The organism is Cryobacterium sp. TMT1-62, assembly GCF_004403145.1.
Taxonomy (GTDB): Bacteria; Actinomycetota; Actinomycetes; order Actinomycetales; family Microbacteriaceae; genus Cryobacterium; species Cryobacterium sandaracinum.
In genome coordinates this window covers 157,305-175,445 of sequence record NZ_SOGZ01000031.1, presented here as the reverse complement: position 1 = coordinate 175,445, position 18,141 = coordinate 157,305, and the positions used below count along the sequence as shown (strand labels likewise).

The 18,141-nt window shown below is 69.8% G+C and carries 17 protein-coding genes; 11 read left to right on the top strand and 6 right to left on the bottom strand.

All coding sequences use genetic code 11. The features are described 5' to 3' along the window. From E3T34_RS09040 to E3T34_RS09030, 3 genes are all read left to right on the top strand, one after another. Positions 1-655 (top strand): sugar MFS transporter (locus tag E3T34_RS09040; RefSeq protein WP_134342772.1); only part of this gene is annotated, 655 nt, incomplete at its 5' end. Between the two features lie 152 nt (positions 656-807). After that, complete coding sequence (gene nucS / locus E3T34_RS09035) at positions 808-1,503, top strand: endonuclease NucS (RefSeq protein ID WP_104100577.1); 696 nt, start codon at positions 808-810, stop codon at positions 1,501-1,503. Between the two features lie 87 nt (positions 1,504-1,590). Beyond that, positions 1,591-2,259 (top strand): HAD hydrolase-like protein, encoded by a 669-nt coding sequence (locus E3T34_RS09030; RefSeq protein ID WP_104169262.1) that lies wholly within the window; start codon positions 1,591-1,593, stop codon positions 2,257-2,259. A gap of 109 nt (positions 2,260-2,368) precedes the next feature. Here the strand turns inward: E3T34_RS09030 and hxlA are convergent, their stop codons facing one another. After that, positions 2,369-2,992: a 3-hexulose-6-phosphate synthase gene (gene hxlA, locus E3T34_RS09025; protein ID WP_104100578.1), complete on the bottom strand. Its 624-nt coding sequence runs from the start codon at positions 2,990-2,992 to the stop codon at positions 2,369-2,371. 66 nt (positions 2,993-3,058) lie between these two features. Then, complete coding sequence (gene hxlB, locus E3T34_RS09020; protein WP_134342771.1) at positions 3,059-3,709, bottom strand: 6-phospho-3-hexuloisomerase; 651 nt, start codon at positions 3,707-3,709, stop codon at positions 3,059-3,061. Between the two features lie 100 nt (positions 3,710-3,809). Here hxlB and E3T34_RS09015 point away from each other — a divergent pair, with 100 nt between their 5' ends. The 3 genes from E3T34_RS09015 to E3T34_RS09005 all read left to right on the top strand — a co-directional run bounded on the left by E3T34_RS09015 (position 3,810) and on the right by E3T34_RS09005 (position 6,718). Beyond that, a complete protein-coding gene (locus E3T34_RS09015) occupies positions 3,810-4,646 on the top strand; it encodes a LuxR C-terminal-related transcriptional regulator (protein ID WP_104100580.1) in 837 nt (278 codons plus the stop codon). 76 nt (positions 4,647-4,722) lie between these two features. Beyond that, positions 4,723-5,376, top strand: a complete 654-nt coding sequence (locus E3T34_RS09010) for a bifunctional 2-polyprenyl-6-hydroxyphenol methylase/3-demethylubiquinol 3-O-methyltransferase UbiG (protein ID WP_134342770.1) — start codon at positions 4,723-4,725, stop codon at positions 5,374-5,376. Between the two features lie 52 nt (positions 5,377-5,428). Then, entirely contained in the window at positions 5,429-6,718 is a 1,290-nt protein-coding gene (locus E3T34_RS09005; protein ID WP_134342769.1) for an MFS transporter, read from the top strand. A 270-nt stretch (positions 6,719-6,988) separates the two neighbouring features. Here E3T34_RS09005 and arsA read toward each other — a convergent pair whose 3' ends face one another. Both arsA and arsD read right to left on the bottom strand, forming a co-directional pair. Next, a complete protein-coding gene (arsA, locus tag E3T34_RS09000) occupies positions 6,989-8,797 on the bottom strand; it encodes an arsenical pump-driving ATPase (protein ID WP_134342782.1) in 1,809 nt (602 codons plus the stop codon). A gap of 17 nt (positions 8,798-8,814) precedes the next feature. Continuing rightward, entirely contained in the window at positions 8,815-9,279 is a 465-nt protein-coding gene (arsD, locus tag E3T34_RS08995; protein WP_134342768.1) for an arsenite efflux transporter metallochaperone ArsD, read from the bottom strand. 191 nt (positions 9,280-9,470) lie between these two features. Here arsD and E3T34_RS08990 point away from each other — a divergent pair, with 191 nt between their 5' ends. Continuing rightward, positions 9,471-9,953: a heme-degrading domain-containing protein gene (locus E3T34_RS08990; protein WP_134342767.1), complete on the top strand. Its 483-nt coding sequence runs from the start codon at positions 9,471-9,473 to the stop codon at positions 9,951-9,953. Between the two features lie 154 nt (positions 9,954-10,107). Continuing rightward, complete coding sequence (locus E3T34_RS08985) at positions 10,108-11,112, top strand: acyl-CoA thioesterase (RefSeq protein WP_241977374.1); 1,005 nt, start codon at positions 10,108-10,110, stop codon at positions 11,110-11,112. A gap of 133 nt (positions 11,113-11,245) precedes the next feature. Here E3T34_RS08985 and E3T34_RS15835 read toward each other — a convergent pair whose 3' ends face one another. After that, on the bottom strand, positions 11,246-11,413 hold the full coding sequence (locus tag E3T34_RS15835; protein WP_158250245.1) for a hypothetical protein: 168 nt from the start codon (positions 11,411-11,413) through the stop codon (positions 11,246-11,248). Between the two features lie 370 nt (positions 11,414-11,783). On the opposite strand from E3T34_RS15835, the gene E3T34_RS08980 reads away from it, so the two are divergent. Both E3T34_RS08980 and E3T34_RS08975 read left to right on the top strand, forming a co-directional pair. Beyond that, complete coding sequence (locus E3T34_RS08980) at positions 11,784-14,441, top strand: excinuclease ABC subunit UvrA (RefSeq protein ID WP_166785870.1); 2,658 nt, start codon at positions 11,784-11,786, stop codon at positions 14,439-14,441. A gap of 58 nt (positions 14,442-14,499) precedes the next feature. After that, entirely contained in the window at positions 14,500-15,786 is a 1,287-nt protein-coding gene (locus E3T34_RS08975; RefSeq protein WP_104100586.1) for an ATP-binding protein, read from the top strand. Positions 15,787-15,829: 43 nt separating this feature from the next. Here E3T34_RS08975 and E3T34_RS08970 read toward each other — a convergent pair whose 3' ends face one another. Beyond that, positions 15,830-16,525 (bottom strand): FadR/GntR family transcriptional regulator, encoded by a 696-nt coding sequence (locus tag E3T34_RS08970; RefSeq protein WP_158250247.1) that lies wholly within the window; start codon positions 16,523-16,525, stop codon positions 15,830-15,832. Between the two features lie 211 nt (positions 16,526-16,736). Here E3T34_RS08970 and E3T34_RS08965 point away from each other — a divergent pair, with 211 nt between their 5' ends. Next, on the top strand, positions 16,737-18,140 hold the full coding sequence (locus tag E3T34_RS08965; protein WP_241977373.1) for a GntP family permease: 1,404 nt from the start codon (positions 16,737-16,739) through the stop codon (positions 18,138-18,140). Position 18,141 lies beyond the last annotated feature (1 nt).

The window sequence follows — 18,141 nt, the reverse complement described above, 5'->3', positions numbered from 1 at the left end:
GGGCGCGGAGCCGGGCGTCGCGCCGGGAACGGCGGAGGCCGGGCCGCGCCCTGCGCCGCCGTGGCGGGAGCGCCTGCGCGTCGGCCTGTCCGCGTGGGGTGACACGAGGATCCTCCTGATCGGCACGATCGTGCTGGGCATGACCTTCGCCGAGGGCTCGGCCAACGACTGGCTGGCCCTGGCCGCCGTCGACGGGCACGGGCTGAGCAACACGGAGGGCGCCATCATCTTCGGCGTCTTCGTGACGGCGATGACCGTCGGCCGAGTGTTCGGCGGGCCGATCCTGGACCGGTTCGGGCGGGTACCGGTGCTGCGCGCCTGCGCCGCGCTGGGCATCCTGGGCCTGGTGTTGTTCATCCTCGCGCCGAACGAGGGGCTGCTTTACACCGGCACGGTGCTCTGGGGTCTCGGCGCGTCGCTCGGCTTCCCGGTGGGCATGTCGGCCGCCGCCGACGACACGCAGAACGCCGCCGCCCGAGTGAGCGCCGTCGCCATGATCGGCTACTTCGCGTTCCTCGTGGGCCCGCCCGTGCTCGGCCTGCTCGGGGAGGCCTGGGGCATCCTGAACGCCCTGTTCCTGATCCTGGCGCTGATGGTTCTGGCGGGCCTGGCCGCCCCCGCCGCGCGCGAGCGCACCAGCGCCCCCGCCGCCTAACGAATTCGACGGAGATTTTGGCGCTAGAGGCCGGTTTTGGGGCTGTTTCAAGCCGAAACGGCAAAATCTCCGTCGAATTGGTTCGGACCCGGGGCGCGGGAGGTTCGTCGAGGGTGGGCGAACGTATGCCGCGGCGCGGTTAGGCTCGAACCGTGCGCCTTGTGATTGCGAAATGTTCCGTCGACTACGCCGGGAGACTGAGCGCGCATCTGCCGCTGGCCACCCGCCTGCTCATGATCAAGTCGGACGGCAGCGTGCTCGTGCACTCCGACGGCGGCTCGTACAAGCCGCTCAACTGGATGAGCCCGCCGTGCAGCCTGGCGCTGTCCTGGCCCGATGACGACCAGACGGAGGCCGGCGTCACGGCCGTCTGGACGGTCACCCACGCCAAGACCGCCGATCAGCTCATCGTCAGCATCTACGAGGTGCTGCACGACTCCGCCCACGAGCTCGGCATCGACCCCGGGCTGATCAAGGACGGCGTCGAGGCCCACCTGCAGAAGCTGCTGGCCGAGCACATCCACCTGCTCGGCGACGGCCATATCCTGGTGCGCCGGGAGTACATGACGGCGATCGGCCCGGTCGACATCCTGGCGCGCGACTCCACGGGCGGATCCGTCGCCGTGGAGCTGAAGCGGCGCGGCGACATCGACGGGGTCGAACAGCTCACGCGCTACCTCGAACTCATGAACCGCGACCCGCATCTTGCGCCGGTGATCGGGGTTTTCGCCGCACAGATCATCAAGCCGCAGGCGCGCACCCTGGCCGAGGACCGGGGCATCCGTTGCCTCGTTCTCGACTACGACGCCATGCGCGGACTCGACGACACACAATCGAAACTCTTTTAGGGGCTGGCGGCCCGCGCGAAAGCGTATTACTCCTATTTTTCTTTAAATTCATGCGATGGATCGACTCCCGACCCCTAGTATTAGCCTGTGATTTCGACATTGACCCGCACGTGGAGTGCCATCATATTTGACCTTGACGGAACGATCACCGATTCCGCCCCGGCCATCACCAATGCCCTCGCCCGCACCTTCGCCGTGCTGGGCCGCCCGGTTCCCGCCGACGCGGAACTACTGGCCTACGTGGGGCCGCCTCTGCTGGCCGCTTTCCGCGAGTACGCGGGAATGACACCGGAGGAGGCCGCCGAGGCTGTCGCCGTCTACCGCGCCGACGACCAGGGCAAGCACCTGCTGGACACCGCCATCTTCCCGGGCGTCGCCGGGCTCCTCGAGCGCATCCACGCGGCGAAGATTCCGATGGCCGTGGCCACCAGCAAAACCCAGCACAATGCGATCGCGGTGCTCGAGCACTTCGACCTGGCACAGTACTTCACCGCCATCGTGGGCTCCACCGACACCGAGACGCGCAGTTCCAAGGCCGACGTCGTGGCGGAGGCCCTCGAGCGCCTCGCCGCCGCCGGTGCCGACCTCAGCCAGCCCGTCATGGTCGGTGACCGCCGCTACGACGCGGAAGGTGCGGCCGCCCACGGCGTGCCGGCCATCCTCGTGGAGTGGGGCTATGGCTCCCCGTCCGAGGCCGCCGAGGCGACCGCGACCGTCTACTCCGCTGACACGCTCGGCAAGATGCTACTCGGCTGACACCCCCCCTCCCTGCCCCCACGAGAAAGCACCCTCGTCTCGAAACGAGGGTGCTTTTTCCGTATCCACGCGGACTCCCGCGCCAACTCCGGCGCGGACTCCGGGGTGGCTAGATGATGGCGGCGCGCAGGGCGGCCGCCGCGGCGGCCGGGTCCTCCGCGCCGTAGATGGCGCCGCCGGCGACGGCGACCCGGGCCCCGGCACGCTGCACGGAGGCAATGGTGGCGACGCTCACACCGCCGGCCAGGGAGAACGGAACCCGGGCGGTCTCACCCTGGTTGAGCAAAGTCGAGAGCGAGAAGCCGGGCTCCGCCTGCTCGTCAAGGCCGGCGTGCATCTCGACGAAGACGGCGCCGAGCTTTGTCACTTCGCGGGCCCGCGTCACCTTGTCGGCGACGCCGATCAGGTCGACGACGACGCCTTTGCCATGCTTCGTGGCTGCGGCGACGGCCCCGACGATGGTACTGTCCCCGGCCGTGCCGAGCACGGTCACCAGGTCGGCGCCGGCGGTGAACGCCAGGTCGGCCTCGAGCTCACCGGCATCCATCGTTTTGAGGTCGGCGAAGACCGTCTTGTCGGGGTGAGCGGCCTTGATGGCGGTCACGGCACGCAGGCCCTCCGCCTTGATCAGCGGGGTGCCGAGCTCGATGATGTCCACGTAGGGTGCAACTTTCGCGGCCAGCTCGAGGGCCGCATCCGTGGTGAGTACGTCCATGGCGACTTGAAGCTTCATGATGGTCTTCTTTCCGGTTCTGGTGACGTCTGGTGAGGTCTGATAGGTCTGAGTGAGTGAAAAGCGTTATTCGAGGTTGGCGTGCCGCGGCCACAGATCGTCGGCCGTGGCCCCGGATGCCTTCCACAGGCTGTGGAAGATCGCGTCGCCGAGCACGACGACGGTCTGTTCAAAGAGCGCGCCCGAGTACTGCAGCGACCGGAGTTCGTCGTGGTCCTGCTTCTGGGCGGCCGGCACGACCACGGTCACCGCGGCCAGCGCGGCGAGCGGGGAGTCCGGAGCGGTGGTGATCGCGATTACCCGGGCACCGGATGCCGCGGCGGTCTCGGCCGCGCGCACGACGGCGGCCGTCGCGCCGGACCCGCTCGCTACCAGCAGCACGTCGCCGGCCGCGATCGCCGGGGTGGTGACCTCGCCGACCACGTGCACGTCGAGCCCGAGGTGCATCAGCCGCATCGCGGTCATGCGCAGGGCCAGGCCGGACCGGCCCGCGCCGAGAACGAACACGCGCCGGGCTCCCCGCAGGGCGGCCGCAGCCTGGTCGAGGGTCGGGAGGCCGGCCGTGTCGTCAGTGCTGTTCGCGCTGTTCGTGGTGTTCGCGCTGTTCGTGGTCGCCGTCGTCAGGAGCTGGCGCACGATCCCGGCGTTCTCGGCCGCGATGGCGGCGAGCGATTCGGTCACGGTCAGTGTCACGGGGGTGTCGGTGCAAGAAGGCATCCCCTTATGGTCCACTCTTTCGGGCGGGCAGGAGGCCCACCGAACGGGCGGTGCACCTACCCGAACGGATGGCTGAACGCGCCTCCGGTAGGATGCTGAGGTGAATAGTCAGCGCCCAGCCCCCTCGATCGAGCCGTTCGACTCCCGCTCGGCCGCCGCCGAGCGCGCCCGGGTCGTCGCCGACCTGACCGACACGCAGGCGACCACGCTCGAGTCCCTGCTCGCCGTGCTCCGCTCCCGGAACACGAGCGACGCCTCGGCCCGGCAAACCGCGATCGACCTGGCCGCGACGGCGATGGTGGCGCTGCGCGCCGTCTCCGACCTCGACCGGTCCCTCACCGAGGAGCCCGTTGCTCGGGCCTTCGAACGCCTGCGCGACGACCTGCGCCCGCTCGTGCGCTTCGGCGACCTCGACGTGCAGTTCATCGAGCCGCCCGTGAACGGCCGGGCCCTGCCCGGCGAGGTGGCCCACGCCGCCCGGGCCATCGTGCGCGGCGCGGTCCTGGCTCTGGTCGAGCAGGCCGGGGTGGCCCGCGTGCGCGTGCACTGGGACTGCGACGGCAGCAACCTTTTGATCCACATCCGCGACGACGGCTCCGGCGACCTCACCCCGGACAGCCCGAGCGTCAGCCGGTTGACGAGCCGGGTGGCCGCACTGAACGGCTCGCTGCGGCTGGAGGCGACGACCGGCTGGGGGTCCGAAATGACCGTCACCCTCCCCCTCGACGTGCCGCTCGCACCGCTCACGGCCGCCGCCGCGTGGGGTCTGAGCCCGCGCGAGAAGGGCGTGCTCGAGCTGGTCGCCTCCGGCGCCCGCAACCGGGCGATCGCCGAGACGCTCTCGATCAGCGAGAACACGGTCAAGTTCCACGTCGCCAACCTGCTGCGCAAGGTGGGTGCTTCCACCCGGGCCGAGCTGGCAGCGCTCTCCCGCTGAGCCGCCGCTTCCGTGCGAAACTGGCCATCGCGCAGCATCCGTTCACACCGACGGATGCCCGCCGAGAGGACACGCCATGGACGCCACCGAATGGGACACCCGCTACCGCCTCGCCCGTGAGGCACAGGCCGGCCAGGCCGGACGTCTGTGGTCGGCTCTGCCGGCACAGATCGTGCAGGACACCGTGAGCCCGTTCCCGCCGGGGCGTGCGCTGGATCTGGCCACCGGCGACGGTCGCAACGCGATCTGGCTGGCCGGCCACGGCTGGACGGTCACGGCGGTCGACTTCTCCGCCGAAGCCGTCGGCCTGGCCGAAGCGCACGCCGCCGAGGCAGGCGTGTCGGTGGACTGGCAGGTCGGCGACGCCACGACCTGGGATCCGACAGGCGAAAGCTTCGACCTGGTCACCGTGATGTACCTGCACCTGCCCGAGCCCGCCTTGCGCGCCGTGCTGGCCCGCGCCGCCGGGTGGCTCTCCCCCGGCGGGCACCTGGTCGCGCTCGGGCACGACCAGACCAACCTCGCGACCGGGGCCCCCGGACCAGGCGATCCGGCCATCCTCTACTCGCCCGAGCTGCTGCGTTCCTGCATCGACCCCGCAAGCCCGGGTGCCTCCCGGGTCGTGCGCTGCGAGACCATCCGCCGCGACCTCGCCACCGACCCGGAGGCCCCCGGCGACGGCGGCGCCGTCACGTTCGCCCTCGACACCCTGCTCGTCGTCGAAGTCTAATTACCCCCTGGGGTATGCTGAAACCCCAGCGCACATGCCACAAGGGAGTCCGATGTCCACCAATCCGGATGCGCCCGCGCCCGTGACCCCGGACGCCCGCCCCGCGCCCGCGCCCGCCGACCACACGCCGCTGCAGCGCACGGTCGTGCGGGTGCTCATCGCAGGCCAGATCCTCGGCGGCATCGGCATGGGCGCGACGCTCTCCCTCGGCGCCCTGCTGGCCGCGCAGCTCTCCGGCTCCAGCGCCTGGTCGGGCATGGCCGCCACCATGAGCACCCTCGGCGCCGCCCTCGTGGCCGTACCGCTGGCCCGCCTGGCCCAGCGCCGCGGGCGCCGCCGCTCCCTCGCGACCGGCTCGCTCATCGCCGGCTCCGGCGCTGTTCTCGCCATCACCTCGGTCACGGTCGACATCTTCCCGCTGCTCCTGCTGGCCCTGATGCTCCTCGGCGCCGGATCGGCCACGAATCTGCAGGCCCGCTTCGCCGCCACCGACCTCGCAAGCACACAATTCCGGGCGCGCGACCTGTCCATCGTGGTCTGGTCGACGACCATCGGCGCCGTGCTCGGCCCGAACCTGTTCGGCCCCGGCGAGACCGTGGGAAGGGCCCTCGGCCTGCCCCCTCTGACCGGTGCCTTCGCCTTCTCCCTGATCGCCACGGTCGGCGCGGCCGTTGTCTACACGGTCGGACTCCGCCCCGACCCGCTGCTCACCGCCCTCGCCGCACGCGAGGTCGACCCCGTCGGCGGCACGCGGCGCGGCGGCCTGGCCATCGTGCGCGTCAACCCACAGGCCCGCTTCGCAGTGGTCGTGATCGCCTGCAGCCACGCCACCATGGTCGCCCTGATGTCGATGGCCCCGGTGCACCTGCGCGACCACGGCGCCACCCTGACGCTGGTGGGGCTGACCATCAGTTTCCACGTCGCCGGCATGTACGCGCTCTCGCCCGTCTTCGGTTGGCTGGCCGACCGGCTGGGACGGATGCCCGTCATCCTCATCGGCCAGAGCCTGTTGCTGGTCTCGCTGGCGATCTTCTGGCTGGCCGGGGAGTCACAAACTGCCATGACGGTGGGGCTGATCCTGCTCGGACTGGGCTGGTCGGCATCCGTCGTCGCCGGCTCGGCGCTGATCGCCGAGGTGGTGGGCGTGCACGACCGCGCCGCCCTGCAGGGTTTCTCCGACCTATCGATGAACGGGGCCGGTGCCCTCGGCGGAGCCCTGGCCGGCCTGATCCTGAGCGCGATCGGCTACTCCGGGCTCGGGCTGGTCACCATGGTGCTCGCGGGCGTCATCGTCGTCTGGTCTGCCGTGCGCGGCACCACGGCCCGGCCGGTCGTGCGCTAACCGGGTCAGTCCTGACGATTGGTTATTTCACTGCGGCAGGTGCGAGTCGACCGCACCGCGTGGACGCTTTCCGCACAGCTGGCATCCCGCCCTCGGTGTCGAACCAATTCGACGGAGATTTTGTGCTGAGAGCGCTCTTTCCAACTGTTTGAACCCGATTTGGCCAGAATCTCCGTCGAATTCGTTCGGGCGCAGGTACTTCGGGGCCTCAGACTCGACAGACGTAGGGGCTGGAACACCGGCCGACCCCCTCGCTGGCCGACCGGCCAGCTAGCGAACGGATGCCGGCGCGGGCTGCCGCCCCGCGTCGAGCGCGAGCAGCGCCGGAATGCCCACCGGCTCCTCCGCCAGCAGCGGCACCACCGCGAGCCGCGGGGCGCGCTTCTCGTGCACGTGCTCGAGCTCGGGGAGCTCGTTCCGGGCCCGCGCGAGCAGCAGCGGGTTGGTCGGCGCCGCCGCGGCGATCGAGTTGTTCACGATCCACGCCCACGGGGTGATGCCGGCCCGCTCCAGGTCGGCCTGCAGCTCCGCGGCCTCGAGCACGGGCGTGGTCTCGGCGAGGGTGACCAGGATCACTTTCGTCTGCTCCGGGTCCTGCAGCCGCATCATCGGCGTCGTCAGACGGATGCCGCCGCCCAGCTGCCGGGTGACCTCGCGGTGGTACGACCCGGTCGCATCCAGCAGCAGCAGGGTGTGGCCCGTGGGCGCGGTATCCATCACGACGAAGGTGCCCTTCGCTTCCCGGCTCACGCGGGAGAAGGCCTGGAACACGGCGATCTCCTCCGTGCACGGCGAACGCAGGTCCTCGCGGAGCATGGCTTGGCCCTGCGCGTCGAGGTGAGCGCCCTTCGTGCGCATGACCCGCTCGGAGTAGTTGGCGATTTCGACGGCCGGGTCGATCCGGGACACGGTCAGGTTCGCCAGCCCGCCAGCCAGGGTGTCATCGAGGTGCGCGGCCGGGTCGGTCGTGGTGAGGTGCACGGGCAGCCCGCGTTCGGCGAGGCTGACGGCGATCGCCGCCGCGAGCGTGGTCTTGCCCACACCGCCCTTGCCCATCAGCATCACCAGGCCGTGGCCGCCGGCCTCGATCTCGTCGACGAGAGCCGAGAGCGGGGCCCCCGGAGCGACCGTGGCGATTCCGGTGCCCGGTGTCGGGACGACTTCAGGCTCGAACAGGCTGCGGAGCGCGGCCAAGCCGACCATGTTGGTGCTCTTCAGCCCCACGTAGTCGGTGGGCGCGGTGCGCAGCCCCGCGGGCATCGCCGCGAGCGCCTGCTGTTCGCGCACCCGGATGGCGTCGAAGAGCGGGTCGGCCTCGGCGGGCGTGCCCGCATCGGCATCAGAATCCGTTGCCGGTCCGGCCGGCAGGATGCCGTTGACCACCAGGTGCTGACGCTGCATGCCGATGGCGTCGAGTTCTGCCTGGGTGCGGGCGGCCTCCCGCAGGGCGCCGCCCTGGGCGCGCGCCACGAGCACCAGCCGGGTGCGGGCAGGGTCGGCGAGGGCGGCCACGGCGTCGGCGTAGACGGCGCGCTGCTTCTCGAGGCCGGAGAGCGGCCCGAGGCAGGACGCGTCGCCCGTGCCCTCGGTGAGGAAGTCGGTCCACGACCCGGGCAGCTGCAGCAGACGGATGGTGTGCCCGGTGGGGGCCGTGTCGAAGAGGATGTGGTCGTACGCGGCCGTCCACGCGGCATCCGTCAGCAGGTCGGTGAACTCGTTGAACGAGGCGATCTCGGTGGTGCAGGCACCCGAGAGCTGCTCCTCGATCGAGGCCATCTCGGCGGGCGGCAGCAGGCCGCGCACTGGGCCGACGATGCGTTCGCGGTACTGCGCGGCCGCCTGCTCGGGGTCGATTTCGAGGGCCGACAGGCCGGGCACCGCCGCGATCGGCGTGACCGTGTTGCCGATGGTCACCCCGAAGACCTGGCCCACATTGGAGGCCGGATCGGTGCTGACCAGCAGCACGGATGCCCCGGAATCGGCCAGACGCACCGCGCTCGCGCACGCGATGGAGGTCTTGCCGACCCCGCCCTTGCCGGTGAAGAAGAGGAAACGTGGGGCGTCGTCGAGGAAGCGCAGGGTCGTCATGATCGGCCCTAGCAGCAGCCGCCGTTGCCGCAGCAGCCGGCATCGGCACCCGCGGTATTTTCAGTGATCTCGGTGGCTGTGGCGCTACCGGACCCGGCCATGGCTAGCAGCCGCACCGTTCCCTCCGGCTGCACGGCCGCACGGTGACTAGCCGCGCCGGTGTCGACAGCCGCCACGTCGGTCCAGCTCGCGAGCTCGGCGCGGGTCGGGTAGCGGCCGGTGAGCACGGTGGCTCCCCCTACGAGCGTGACGGGCAGGCCCTCCTGGCCGACGGTGTGCAGGAACTGGCGGGCCACCTCGTTCTGCACGAAGGCGAGGGGCTCCTGGGCCAGGTTGAATCGGGCAATGTCGCCGCCGTTCGCGCGGGTGAAATCGAAGTCCGCGGAGAAGGTGACCAGCGCCTGGTCGACGTCGACTCCGCAGATGCCTGTGCCGCAGCACAGTCCCGGTTCGAAAATCTCGATGTGTGCCATGGGTGACCATCTCCTAGACCGGCATCCAGAGGGGACGACTTGTCCGTGATGACGGTCCTCCCAGTATATCGACGCTTATCGATATTTGGCGACTCGTTTGCGTTAGCACTGGCTCCCGTTGCGAGCGCGGGAGTGGAAGACTGACTGCGGGCGCCTCTGCCCTGTTCATCATTCAACCCGAAAGGCATGCGATGACCGACGCGCACGACGCCGCAGACCTTCTCCCGCTGCTTCTCGAGCAGGAACGTGTCATTCAGTTCGACTCCTTCGACGTGGGCGACGCCTGGGCCGTCGGGTCGCGGCTCGTGGAACTCGGCAATGCCCGGCGGCATCCGATCGCGGTGTCGATCATGTTCGGCGACCAGCGCGTCTTCCATGCCGCCCTGCCCGGTGCCTGCGCCGACAATGACGCCTGGCTCGAGAACAAGTTCCGGGTGGTGCGGCGCTTCGCCAACTCCTCCTACGCCGTGGGCATGCGCTTCCGAGCGAACTCCCGCGACTTCAGCACCGACTCGAACCTCGACCCGAACACACACGCCGCGCACGGCGGCGCCTTCCCCCTGCGAGTACGGGGCTCGCTCATCGGCGTCGTCGGCGTCTCCGGGCTGGCCCAGCGCGATGACCACGACCTTGTCGTCGAGGCGCTCGAGGAATACCGCCGCACCCACGGCTGACCGGCAACGGCCTGGCCCGCACCCGACTCCCCTGCCCCGGCTGCCCCGTCCCGGCTGCCCCGTCCCGCGGCCCTGTCCCGCAGCCCTGTCCCGCAGCCTGCCCGGATGTGAAAGTCTGGACCGAAGCCCCTGACCTGCTTTCGTTGGAGTATCCGTGACCGCCGCACCTGTCCGTTCGATGTCGCAATTCGACGCGGGCATGCCCGACGACCGCATCACCCTGCGGTTCATGGCCGTTCCCGCCGACGTCGCCGCTTCGGGCGCGACCGTGGCCGCTGGCAGCGTGCTCGAGTGGATTGACAAGGCCGCTTACGCCTGTGCGGTGGGCTGGAGCGCATCCGACACGGTCACCGCCTACGTCGGCAATGTGCACTTCACCCGGCCGATAAAGCCCGGCAACCTGGTCGAGGTGCACGCCCGCATCATCCACACCGGACGCACGAGCATGCACGTGCTTGTCACGGTCGAGACCACGGATGTCCGCGCCCGCGAATACAGTCCGGCGACCCACTGCATCCTCGTCTTCGTCGCCGTCGACGATGCCGGGAAGCCGCAGGAAGTTCCCTTGTGGGTGCCCCACTCCGACGTCGACCGGGAGCTGCAAGAGAACGCGACGGCCCGGCTCGAGCCGCGCAAGCGCATCCAGACTGTCATGCGCTCACAGGAATATACCGATGACAGCACCACGCCAGGCACGGTGTTCCGGTTTTTGGCCGACCCCGCCGACGCGAACTGGGGCGGCAACGCCCACGGCGGAACCGTGATGCGCTGGATCGATGAGGCCGCCTTCGCTACGGCGGCGGCCTGGAGCACCGTAGCGGCCGTTGCCGTCTACTCGGGCGGCATCCACTTCTACCGGCCGATCCACATCGGGCACATCGTCGAAGTGGATGCCCGGCTCATCCACACCGGCAAGCGCAGCATGCACATCAGCATCCGGGTGCGCTCGGGCAGTCCACGCACGCCCCACGATTTGCACCTCACGACGCAGTGCATGAGCATTTTCGTCGCACTCGGCGCGAACGGGCACGCCGAGCCGGTAGAACCACTGACGCTGATCACCCCGGAGGACAAGCGGCTCGACCAGCACGCCCGGGACCTGATGGAATTGCGCGCGCCGCTGGTCATGATGCCCGTTGACCACCTGCGCCTGCCGTGACCGGCGCGCCCTTACGGCCCGAACGAATTCGACGGAGATTTTGCGCGAATCGGACCTGAATCCTGCGAAAGAGCGCTTTCACGCCAAAATCTCCGTCGAATTGGTTCTACACCGGCTCAGGGGAACCGACGGGTCACTCCGGGGAGTCGTTCGCATGCTCGGCGGCTGCGGCCAGTGCGGCGCGCTCGCTCTTCGAGAGCCGCGCGACGTAAGCGCGCTTGAGTTCGGCCCAGCGGGGCATCGAGACCTGGTTGGCAGGTACCTGCTGGTCGGAACCGGTGGGAGTGGTGCGGTCGGCCATGGGGTACTCAGCGACGCTCGCCGATTGGGGCGGCGCTCGGCGGGGACTGGCGGGACAGGAACGCTCTCTTCAGGGACGCCCAACGCAGCAGGGAAACGTAGTGGGTAGCGGTGGATCCGGATGTATCAGCCAATGGTTCTCTCAGTCTCAAACGTGGTTTGAACGGCACGCCGCTGAGCCTGGTTCAATAGAAGAGCGATCGAGATTGTCACGGTAGAACATCGGGATCTGTCACGGTTGAGCATCGAGATGAAGACCGGCCCACCACCATCAGCGGACGGGATCGCAATTCACCAGTATACCGCGTCGCCTCTCAGGTCCACTGTCTCTAGCCCGGCATCCGCCCAGACGTTCGGGCTAGAGTCGGCGGATGCAACCGCCTCGACCTGACGCCGACACCGCCGCCTCGACCCGGAACGCTCCGTCGACCGCACTAGGGAACGCGCCATTCGCGGGCTTCGTGCAGGTGCGCGGGGCTCGGGAGAACAACCTCCGGAACGTTGATGTCGACGTTCCCCGGGACGCCATCGTCGCCTTCACCGGGGTCTCCGGCTCCGGAAAGTCGTCGCTGGCGTTCGGCACCATCTTCGCGGAGGCCCAGCGCCGGTTTCTGGAGTCCGTCGCGCCCTACGCGCGTCGGCTGATCCAGCAGGGCCACACCCCGCAGGTTGACGAAATCATGGGGCTGCCGCCGGCCGTGGCCCTGCAGCAGCGCCGAGGCGCGCCCAGCTCCCGCTCGAGCGTGGGCACCCTGACCACCCTGTCCAACTCGCTGCGCATGCTGTATTCCCGGGCCGGCATGTACCCGGCGGCTGCCCCACGCCTCGAGTCCGACTCCTTCTCCCCCAACACCGTGGCCGGCGCCTGCCCGCAGTGCCACGGCCTCGGCACGGCGCACACCGTGACCGAGGCAACCCTCGTGCCCGACCCTGCCCTGAGCATCCGTGACGGCGCCATCGCGGCCTGGCCGGGCGCCTGGCAGGGCAAGAACCTGCGGGACATCCTGATCACCCTTGGCTACGACGTGGACACCGCCTGGCAGGACCTGCCGCGCTCTGCGCGGGACTGGATCCTGTTCACTGAGGAACAGCCCGTGGTGGAGGTCACCCCGCAGCGCGACCGCATCGCCAAGCCGTACCAGGGCCGATTCTGGAGCGCGAGGAGCTACGTGCTGCACACCCTGGCCGACTCCAAGAGCCAGAGTCAGCGGGAGCGCGCGCTGCGGTTCGTCGAATCCGGCCCGTGTCCGCTGTGCGACGGCAGCGGTCTCACGCCCGCGGCCCTGGCGGTCACGGTGGCCGGCCGGTCGATCGCCCAGCTCAACCTGCTGCCGCTGACCGGGCTCGCCGAGCTGCTTCGCCCGACGCTCCGGGCGGGCGGTGCCGAGCGCACCGCCGCGCCTGGTTCCGCGGAGCCGCACACCGCGAGGCCGCACTCCGCGGAGCCCACGGAGGCCGCCGTGACCCTCACCCGGGACCTGCTCGCCCGCATCGAGGTGCTGCTCGAACTGGGCCTCGGCTACCTGAGCCTCGGGCGCGCGACGCCCACCCTCTCCCCCGGCGAGATGCAGCGCCTGCGCATCGCCACCCAGCTGCGCTCGGGCCTGTTCGGCGTGATCTACGTGCTCGACGAACCGTCGGCCGGGCTGCACCCGGCCGACGCCGAACCGCTGCTGCTCGTGCTGGAGCAGCTGAAGGCATCCGGCAACTCGGTCTTCGTCGTCGAGCACAACATGGACATCGTGCGCCGCGCCGACTGGGTCGTCGACGTGGGCCCGCTGGCCGGGGCCGGCGGCGGCGTCGTGCTCTACAGCGGACCCATCGCAGGTTTGGCCGATGTGTCGGAGTCGGTTACCCGGCAGTTCCTGTTCCCGGCCGCGCCGGAGCCGGCCGCGCCAGCCACGCTCCAGCCCGACGCGCCCCAGCCCGCGGCGCTGCGCACACCAGAACGCTGGCTGGGCCTGCACGGTGTCACCCGGCACAACCTCCGAGGCGTCGACGCCGGCTTCCCGCTCGGTGTGCTGACCGCGGTGACCGGCGTGTCCGGTTCGGGCAAATCCACCCTGGTCAGCCAGGTTCTGGCGGATGCCGTGCGGCTCGCGCTGCATCCGGAGTCCGACGCCACCGTCGCCTCTGATCCAACGGCAGCCGCAGGCGCCGTCGACGACGACGGCAACGACGGCGAACGCGGCGACCCCGAGCCGCGGGCGCGGGTCGACCGGATCACCGGCCTGGAGGCCGTGGACCGCCTGGTGCGCGTGGACCAGAAGCCGATCGGGCGCACTCCGCGCTCCAACCTGGCCACCTACACCGGGCTCTTCGACGCGGTGCGCGCGACCTTCGCGGCCACGGACGAGGCCCGGAAGCGCGGCTACGGCGCCGGGCGGTTTTCCTTCAACGTGCCCGGCGGCCGCTGCGAGACCTGTCTCGGAGAGGGCTCGGTGAGCGTCGGTCTGCTCTTCTTGCCCGGCAGCTACACGCCCTGCCCGACCTGCCTTGGCTCGCGCTACAACCCGGAGACCCTTCAGGTGACCTATCACGGCAAGTCCATCGCCGACGTGCTCGGCCTGAGCGTCGAGGAGGCCGCCGGCTTCCTGGCCGACGTGCCGGCCGCTGCCCGCAGCCTCGCCACCCTGCGGGAGGTCGGGCTCGGCTACCTGCGTCTCGGCCAGCCGGCCACCGAGCTCTCCGGCGGCGAGGCCCAACGCATCAAGCTCGCCACCGAACTGCAGCGCGCCCGCCGCGGCCACACGATGTACCTCCTCGACGAGCCGACCACCGGACTGCACCCCGCGGATGTCCGCCTTCTCCTGGCCCAGCTGGGCCGCCTCGTCGACGCCGGCAATACGGTGATCGTCGTCGAGCACAACCTCGATGTGGTGGCCGCCGCCGACTGGGTGATCGACCTGGGACCGGCCGGCGGAGATGCGGGCGGCCAGATCGTGGCGACCGGAACCCCGGATGCCGTCGCGCGGCACCCGCACAGCCGCACCGCGCCTTACCTTGCCCGCCGCTTGACTGATCGCTAGTTCGGCGACGCAAGTGCCATAGATTGGGAAGCGTACGTGTCGGCGCGAAGGAGCACTCATGACTGGTTGGCGGATCCGCGACTTTCACTCGGACGACCTCGACGGCATCCTTCGCCTCTGGGAAGAGATCACGGCCGCCAAGACGGAGCCCGTCTACGGCCTGTCCGAGGTGCTGGCCTCCTGCCAGAAGGATGACGCCGTGGTCGCCCTTGCCGGCGACGAGGTCGTCGGGGCCGCCGTGGGCCGCGCCGCCCACGCCCAGGGCTGGGTCGTCTTCCTCGCCACCGCGCAGCGCTACCAGGGCCGCGGCATCGGCACGGCCCTGCTGGCCGCCCTCGAGAAGAAGATGTCCCGGCACGCGTTGACCAAGCTGTCCGCGCTGATGCCCGAATCGGCCACGCGCGTCGACGCCTTCGTGAAGCGGGGCTTCGAGGTCAAGCAGCACCTGCGCTACTTCGAGCGCCACATCCCGGTGCAGCGCGAGGAGCTGCGATCGCTCAGCGAACTGGGCGGGCGCATCCTGCCGCGCGATCTCTGGGAGGGCGTCGGCGGCATGCGCGCCGAAAAGGAGCTGCTCGAACGAAGGCTCGTCATGCCGCTGGCCAAACCCGACATGGCCGAACAGTACGGCGTCGTGCCACCGAAGGCGGTCGTGCTCTTCGGGCCTCCCGGAACGGGCAAGACCACCTTCGCAAAGGCCATCGCGTCGCGGCTGGAATGGCCCTTTGTCGAGGTCTTCCCCTCGCGGCTCGCGGCTGACCCCAAGGGCCTTGCCGGTGCGCTTCGGGAGACCTTCCTGAAGATCTCCGAGCTGGAGCACGCGGTCGTGTTCATCGACGAGGTCGAGGAGATCGCGGCGCAACGCGGCGGCGAGCCACCCTCGGCGCTGCAGGGCGTCACCAATGAGCTGCTGAAGATCATTCCCGCCTTCCGCGAGCAGCCCGGCCGGCTCCTGGTCTGCGCCACGAACTTCATCCGCGCCCTCGATTCCGCCTTTCTCCGGCACGGACGCTTCGACTACGTCATCCCGATCGGGCTTCCGGATGTCGCCGCCCGCCAGGCCATCTGGGAGCGCTACATCCCCGAGGGCAGGAAAAGCACGGTCGATCTGAGCGCGCTCGTCACCGCAAGCGACGGGTTCTCACCAGCCGACATCGAGTACGCCGCCCGGCGCGCCTCTCAGCAGGCGCTGGAACGCGCACTGTTCGAGGGGGAGGACGAGTCGACGCCCGGCGGCCCGGGCACCGAGGACTACCTGGTCGCGATCCGGTCGACCCGCACGACCGTGTCGGCCCAGGTCGCCAGCGAATTCCTGGAGGACATCGAGCGGCTCGCCCGGCTCTGAGCACGAGGTGCCGGGCAACGGACACCGCGCCAGGCCGGCAGCCTCAGGCCCCGAGGCCCCGTTCGGCGCGGCCCGATTCCTGGATGAACTCGGTCAGGGTGGCTTCGATCGTGGCATACGACCAGCGGTACGCGGCATCCTCGTCGCGCGCGAACAGCGCCTCGGCCAGCTGGTTGTGCCGGTGGGCCGACGGCGGCGTGTACTCGGTGATGGTGAAGCGCTTCTCCTCCTCGCGCGTGCGGAGGAGCGCCGCGACCGTGCCGGCGAAGTGCCCCATCACGCTGTTGCCGGAGGCGATCAGGATCAGGGAGTGGAACTCGATGTCGGCCTCGAGGAACCCGCGACCGTCGCCGGCAAGGTCAGCCGCGACCATGCCCTCGGCTGCCGCCCGCACCGCGTCCAGCTGCTCGGCGGTCATCAGGCGCGCGCTCAGTCGGGCGGCCACAGGCTCGATGCCAAGGCGCAGTTCGAGCATCTCGCGCATCTGGGTGAGATAGTCGGTGCCGCGTCCGCGCCAGTAGATGATCTGCGGGTGCATCAGGTCCCAGGAGGTGCGAGGCAGCACCTGGGTGCCCACCCGCTGCCGCGGCTCGACCATACCCAGCGACTGCAGCACCCGCAGTGCCTCGCGCAGCACGGAGCGAGAAACCGCGAATTCCTCGCTGATCACGTCCAGGTTCAGGATGTCGCCGGTCAGGTATCCGCCGTCGACGATCTGTTGGCCCAGCGAGTTCACCACCCGCGCATGAAGCCCTCGCTCACGCCACACTCCTGCGCCCGCCCCACGGTTCATCTCAGCTTCTCCCTGCGGACTGGCCGCGCGCGTCGTCGCTACGTCGCCCATCGTGATCGTACCGGCGTTGGTCCCGGAGTCGCGATTCGTGTGCCACACTCAAATATCTGATTAATCAGATTATTGGACGATGAGGTCGCAGTGAAGCAGCCTCGGAATGGAAATTCAGATGATTCTTCCCTACGCGGCTCCGGTGGTTCCGATTGAACCGGCCGGCAGCGACCTCCAGCTCATCCTCGCCGCCCTCGTCGGCGTCGCGGTGATCATCCTGCTCATCACCTGGCTCAAGGTGCATCCGTTCCTCGCCCTCTCGATCGGCGCCGTGGGCGTCGGCGTCGGGGCCGGCCTCGCTCCCGCCGCCGCCGTCACGAGCTTCAGCGCCGGCTTCGGCGCCACCATGGCCGGCGTCGGCATCCTGGTCGGCTTCGGCGCCATGTTCGGCAAGCTGCTGGCCGACTCCGGCGGAGCCGACCGCATCGTCGACTCGCTGGTGACGCGCTCGAGCGCCCGCACCCTGCCGTGGACGATGGCCCTGATCGGCGGGCTGATCGGCCTGCCGATGTTCTTCGAAGTCGGCCTCGTGCTGCTCATCCCGGTGATCATCCTGGTGGCCCGCCGCAGCGGGCTCTCGCTCATCCGCATCGCCATCCCGGCCCTCGCCGGCCTGTCCGTCATGCACGGCCTGGTGCCGCCGCACCCCGGTCCGCTCGTGGCCGTGACCACTCTCGATGCGAACCTCGGGCTCACTCTCGCGATCGGCGTGCTCATCGCCATTCCGACCGTCATCATCGCCGGCCCGATCTTCAGCCGGTTCGCGAGCCGCTGGGTCTCCGTGCCTGTGCCGGCCCTGTTCCTCACCAACGAGGATCAGGGTCTGGGCGAGAACATGCGGCGCCCGAGCTTCCTGATCACCATCTCGGGCATCCTGCTCCCCGTCATGCTGATGCTCGCCCGATCGATCGCCGACGCGATCGACCCGGGATCCACCTCGCCTCTCAACGCCACGCTCGACTTCCTCGGCACGCCGATGATCGCCCTCGGCATCGCTGTGATCTACGCGATGATCGTCTTCGGTCGCGGTGGCGGCATGGACCGCGCCGGGGTCGCCAGGTCCCTCTCCGACTCCCTCCCGCCGATCGCGGGCATCCTGCTCATCGTGGGTGCGGGCGGCGGGTTCAAGCAGGTGCTCATCGACACCGGCATCGGCACCGTCATCGCCGACGCCGTGGCCGGCAGCAGCGTCTCGGTGCTCGTGCTGGCGTGGTTCGTCGCCGCCCTGATCCGCGTCGCTACCGGGTCGGCCACCGTCGCCACCGTGACGGCCGCCGGCATCCTCGCCCCCGTCGCGGCCAGCCTGGGCAGCACGGATGTCTCGCTGATGGTTCTCGCCATCGGCGCCGGTTCGCTCTTCCTCTCCCACGTCAACGATGCCGGGTTCTGGCTCGTCAAGGAGTATCTCGGCACGACCGTCGGGCAGAATCTGAAGACCTGGACCGTGATGGAATGTCTGATCTCCGTGGTCGGCCTTGCCGGCGTCCTCCTGCTGAATATCGTGATCTAGC

Coding starts and splice junctions, on each gene's coding strand:
- E3T34_RS08980 (WP_166785870.1), top strand. CDS start 11,784: ATGCAACCGCCTCGACCTGACGCCGACACCGCCGCCTCGACCCGGAAC.
- E3T34_RS09010 (WP_134342770.1), top strand. CDS start 4,723: ATGGACGCCACCGAATGGGACACCCGCTACCGCCTCGCCCGTGAGGCA.
- E3T34_RS08975 (WP_104100586.1), top strand. CDS start 14,500: ATGACTGGTTGGCGGATCCGCGACTTTCACTCGGACGACCTCGACGGC.
- E3T34_RS09005 (WP_134342769.1), top strand. CDS start 5,429: ATGTCCACCAATCCGGATGCGCCCGCGCCCGTGACCCCGGACGCCCGC.
- E3T34_RS08965 (WP_241977373.1), top strand. CDS start 16,737: ATGGAAATTCAGATGATTCTTCCCTACGCGGCTCCGGTGGTTCCGATT.
- arsD (WP_134342768.1), bottom strand. CDS start 9,279: ATGGCACACATCGAGATTTTCGAACCGGGACTGTGCTGCGGCACAGGC.
- hxlA (WP_104100578.1), bottom strand. CDS start 2,992: ATGAAGCTTCAAGTCGCCATGGACGTACTCACCACGGATGCGGCCCTC.
- E3T34_RS15835 (WP_158250245.1), bottom strand. CDS start 11,413: ATGGCCGACCGCACCACTCCCACCGGTTCCGACCAGCAGGTACCTGCC.
- hxlB (WP_134342771.1), bottom strand. CDS start 3,709: ATGCCTTCTTGCACCGACACCCCCGTGACACTGACCGTGACCGAATCG.
- E3T34_RS08990 (WP_134342767.1), top strand. CDS start 9,471: ATGACCGACGCGCACGACGCCGCAGACCTTCTCCCGCTGCTTCTCGAG.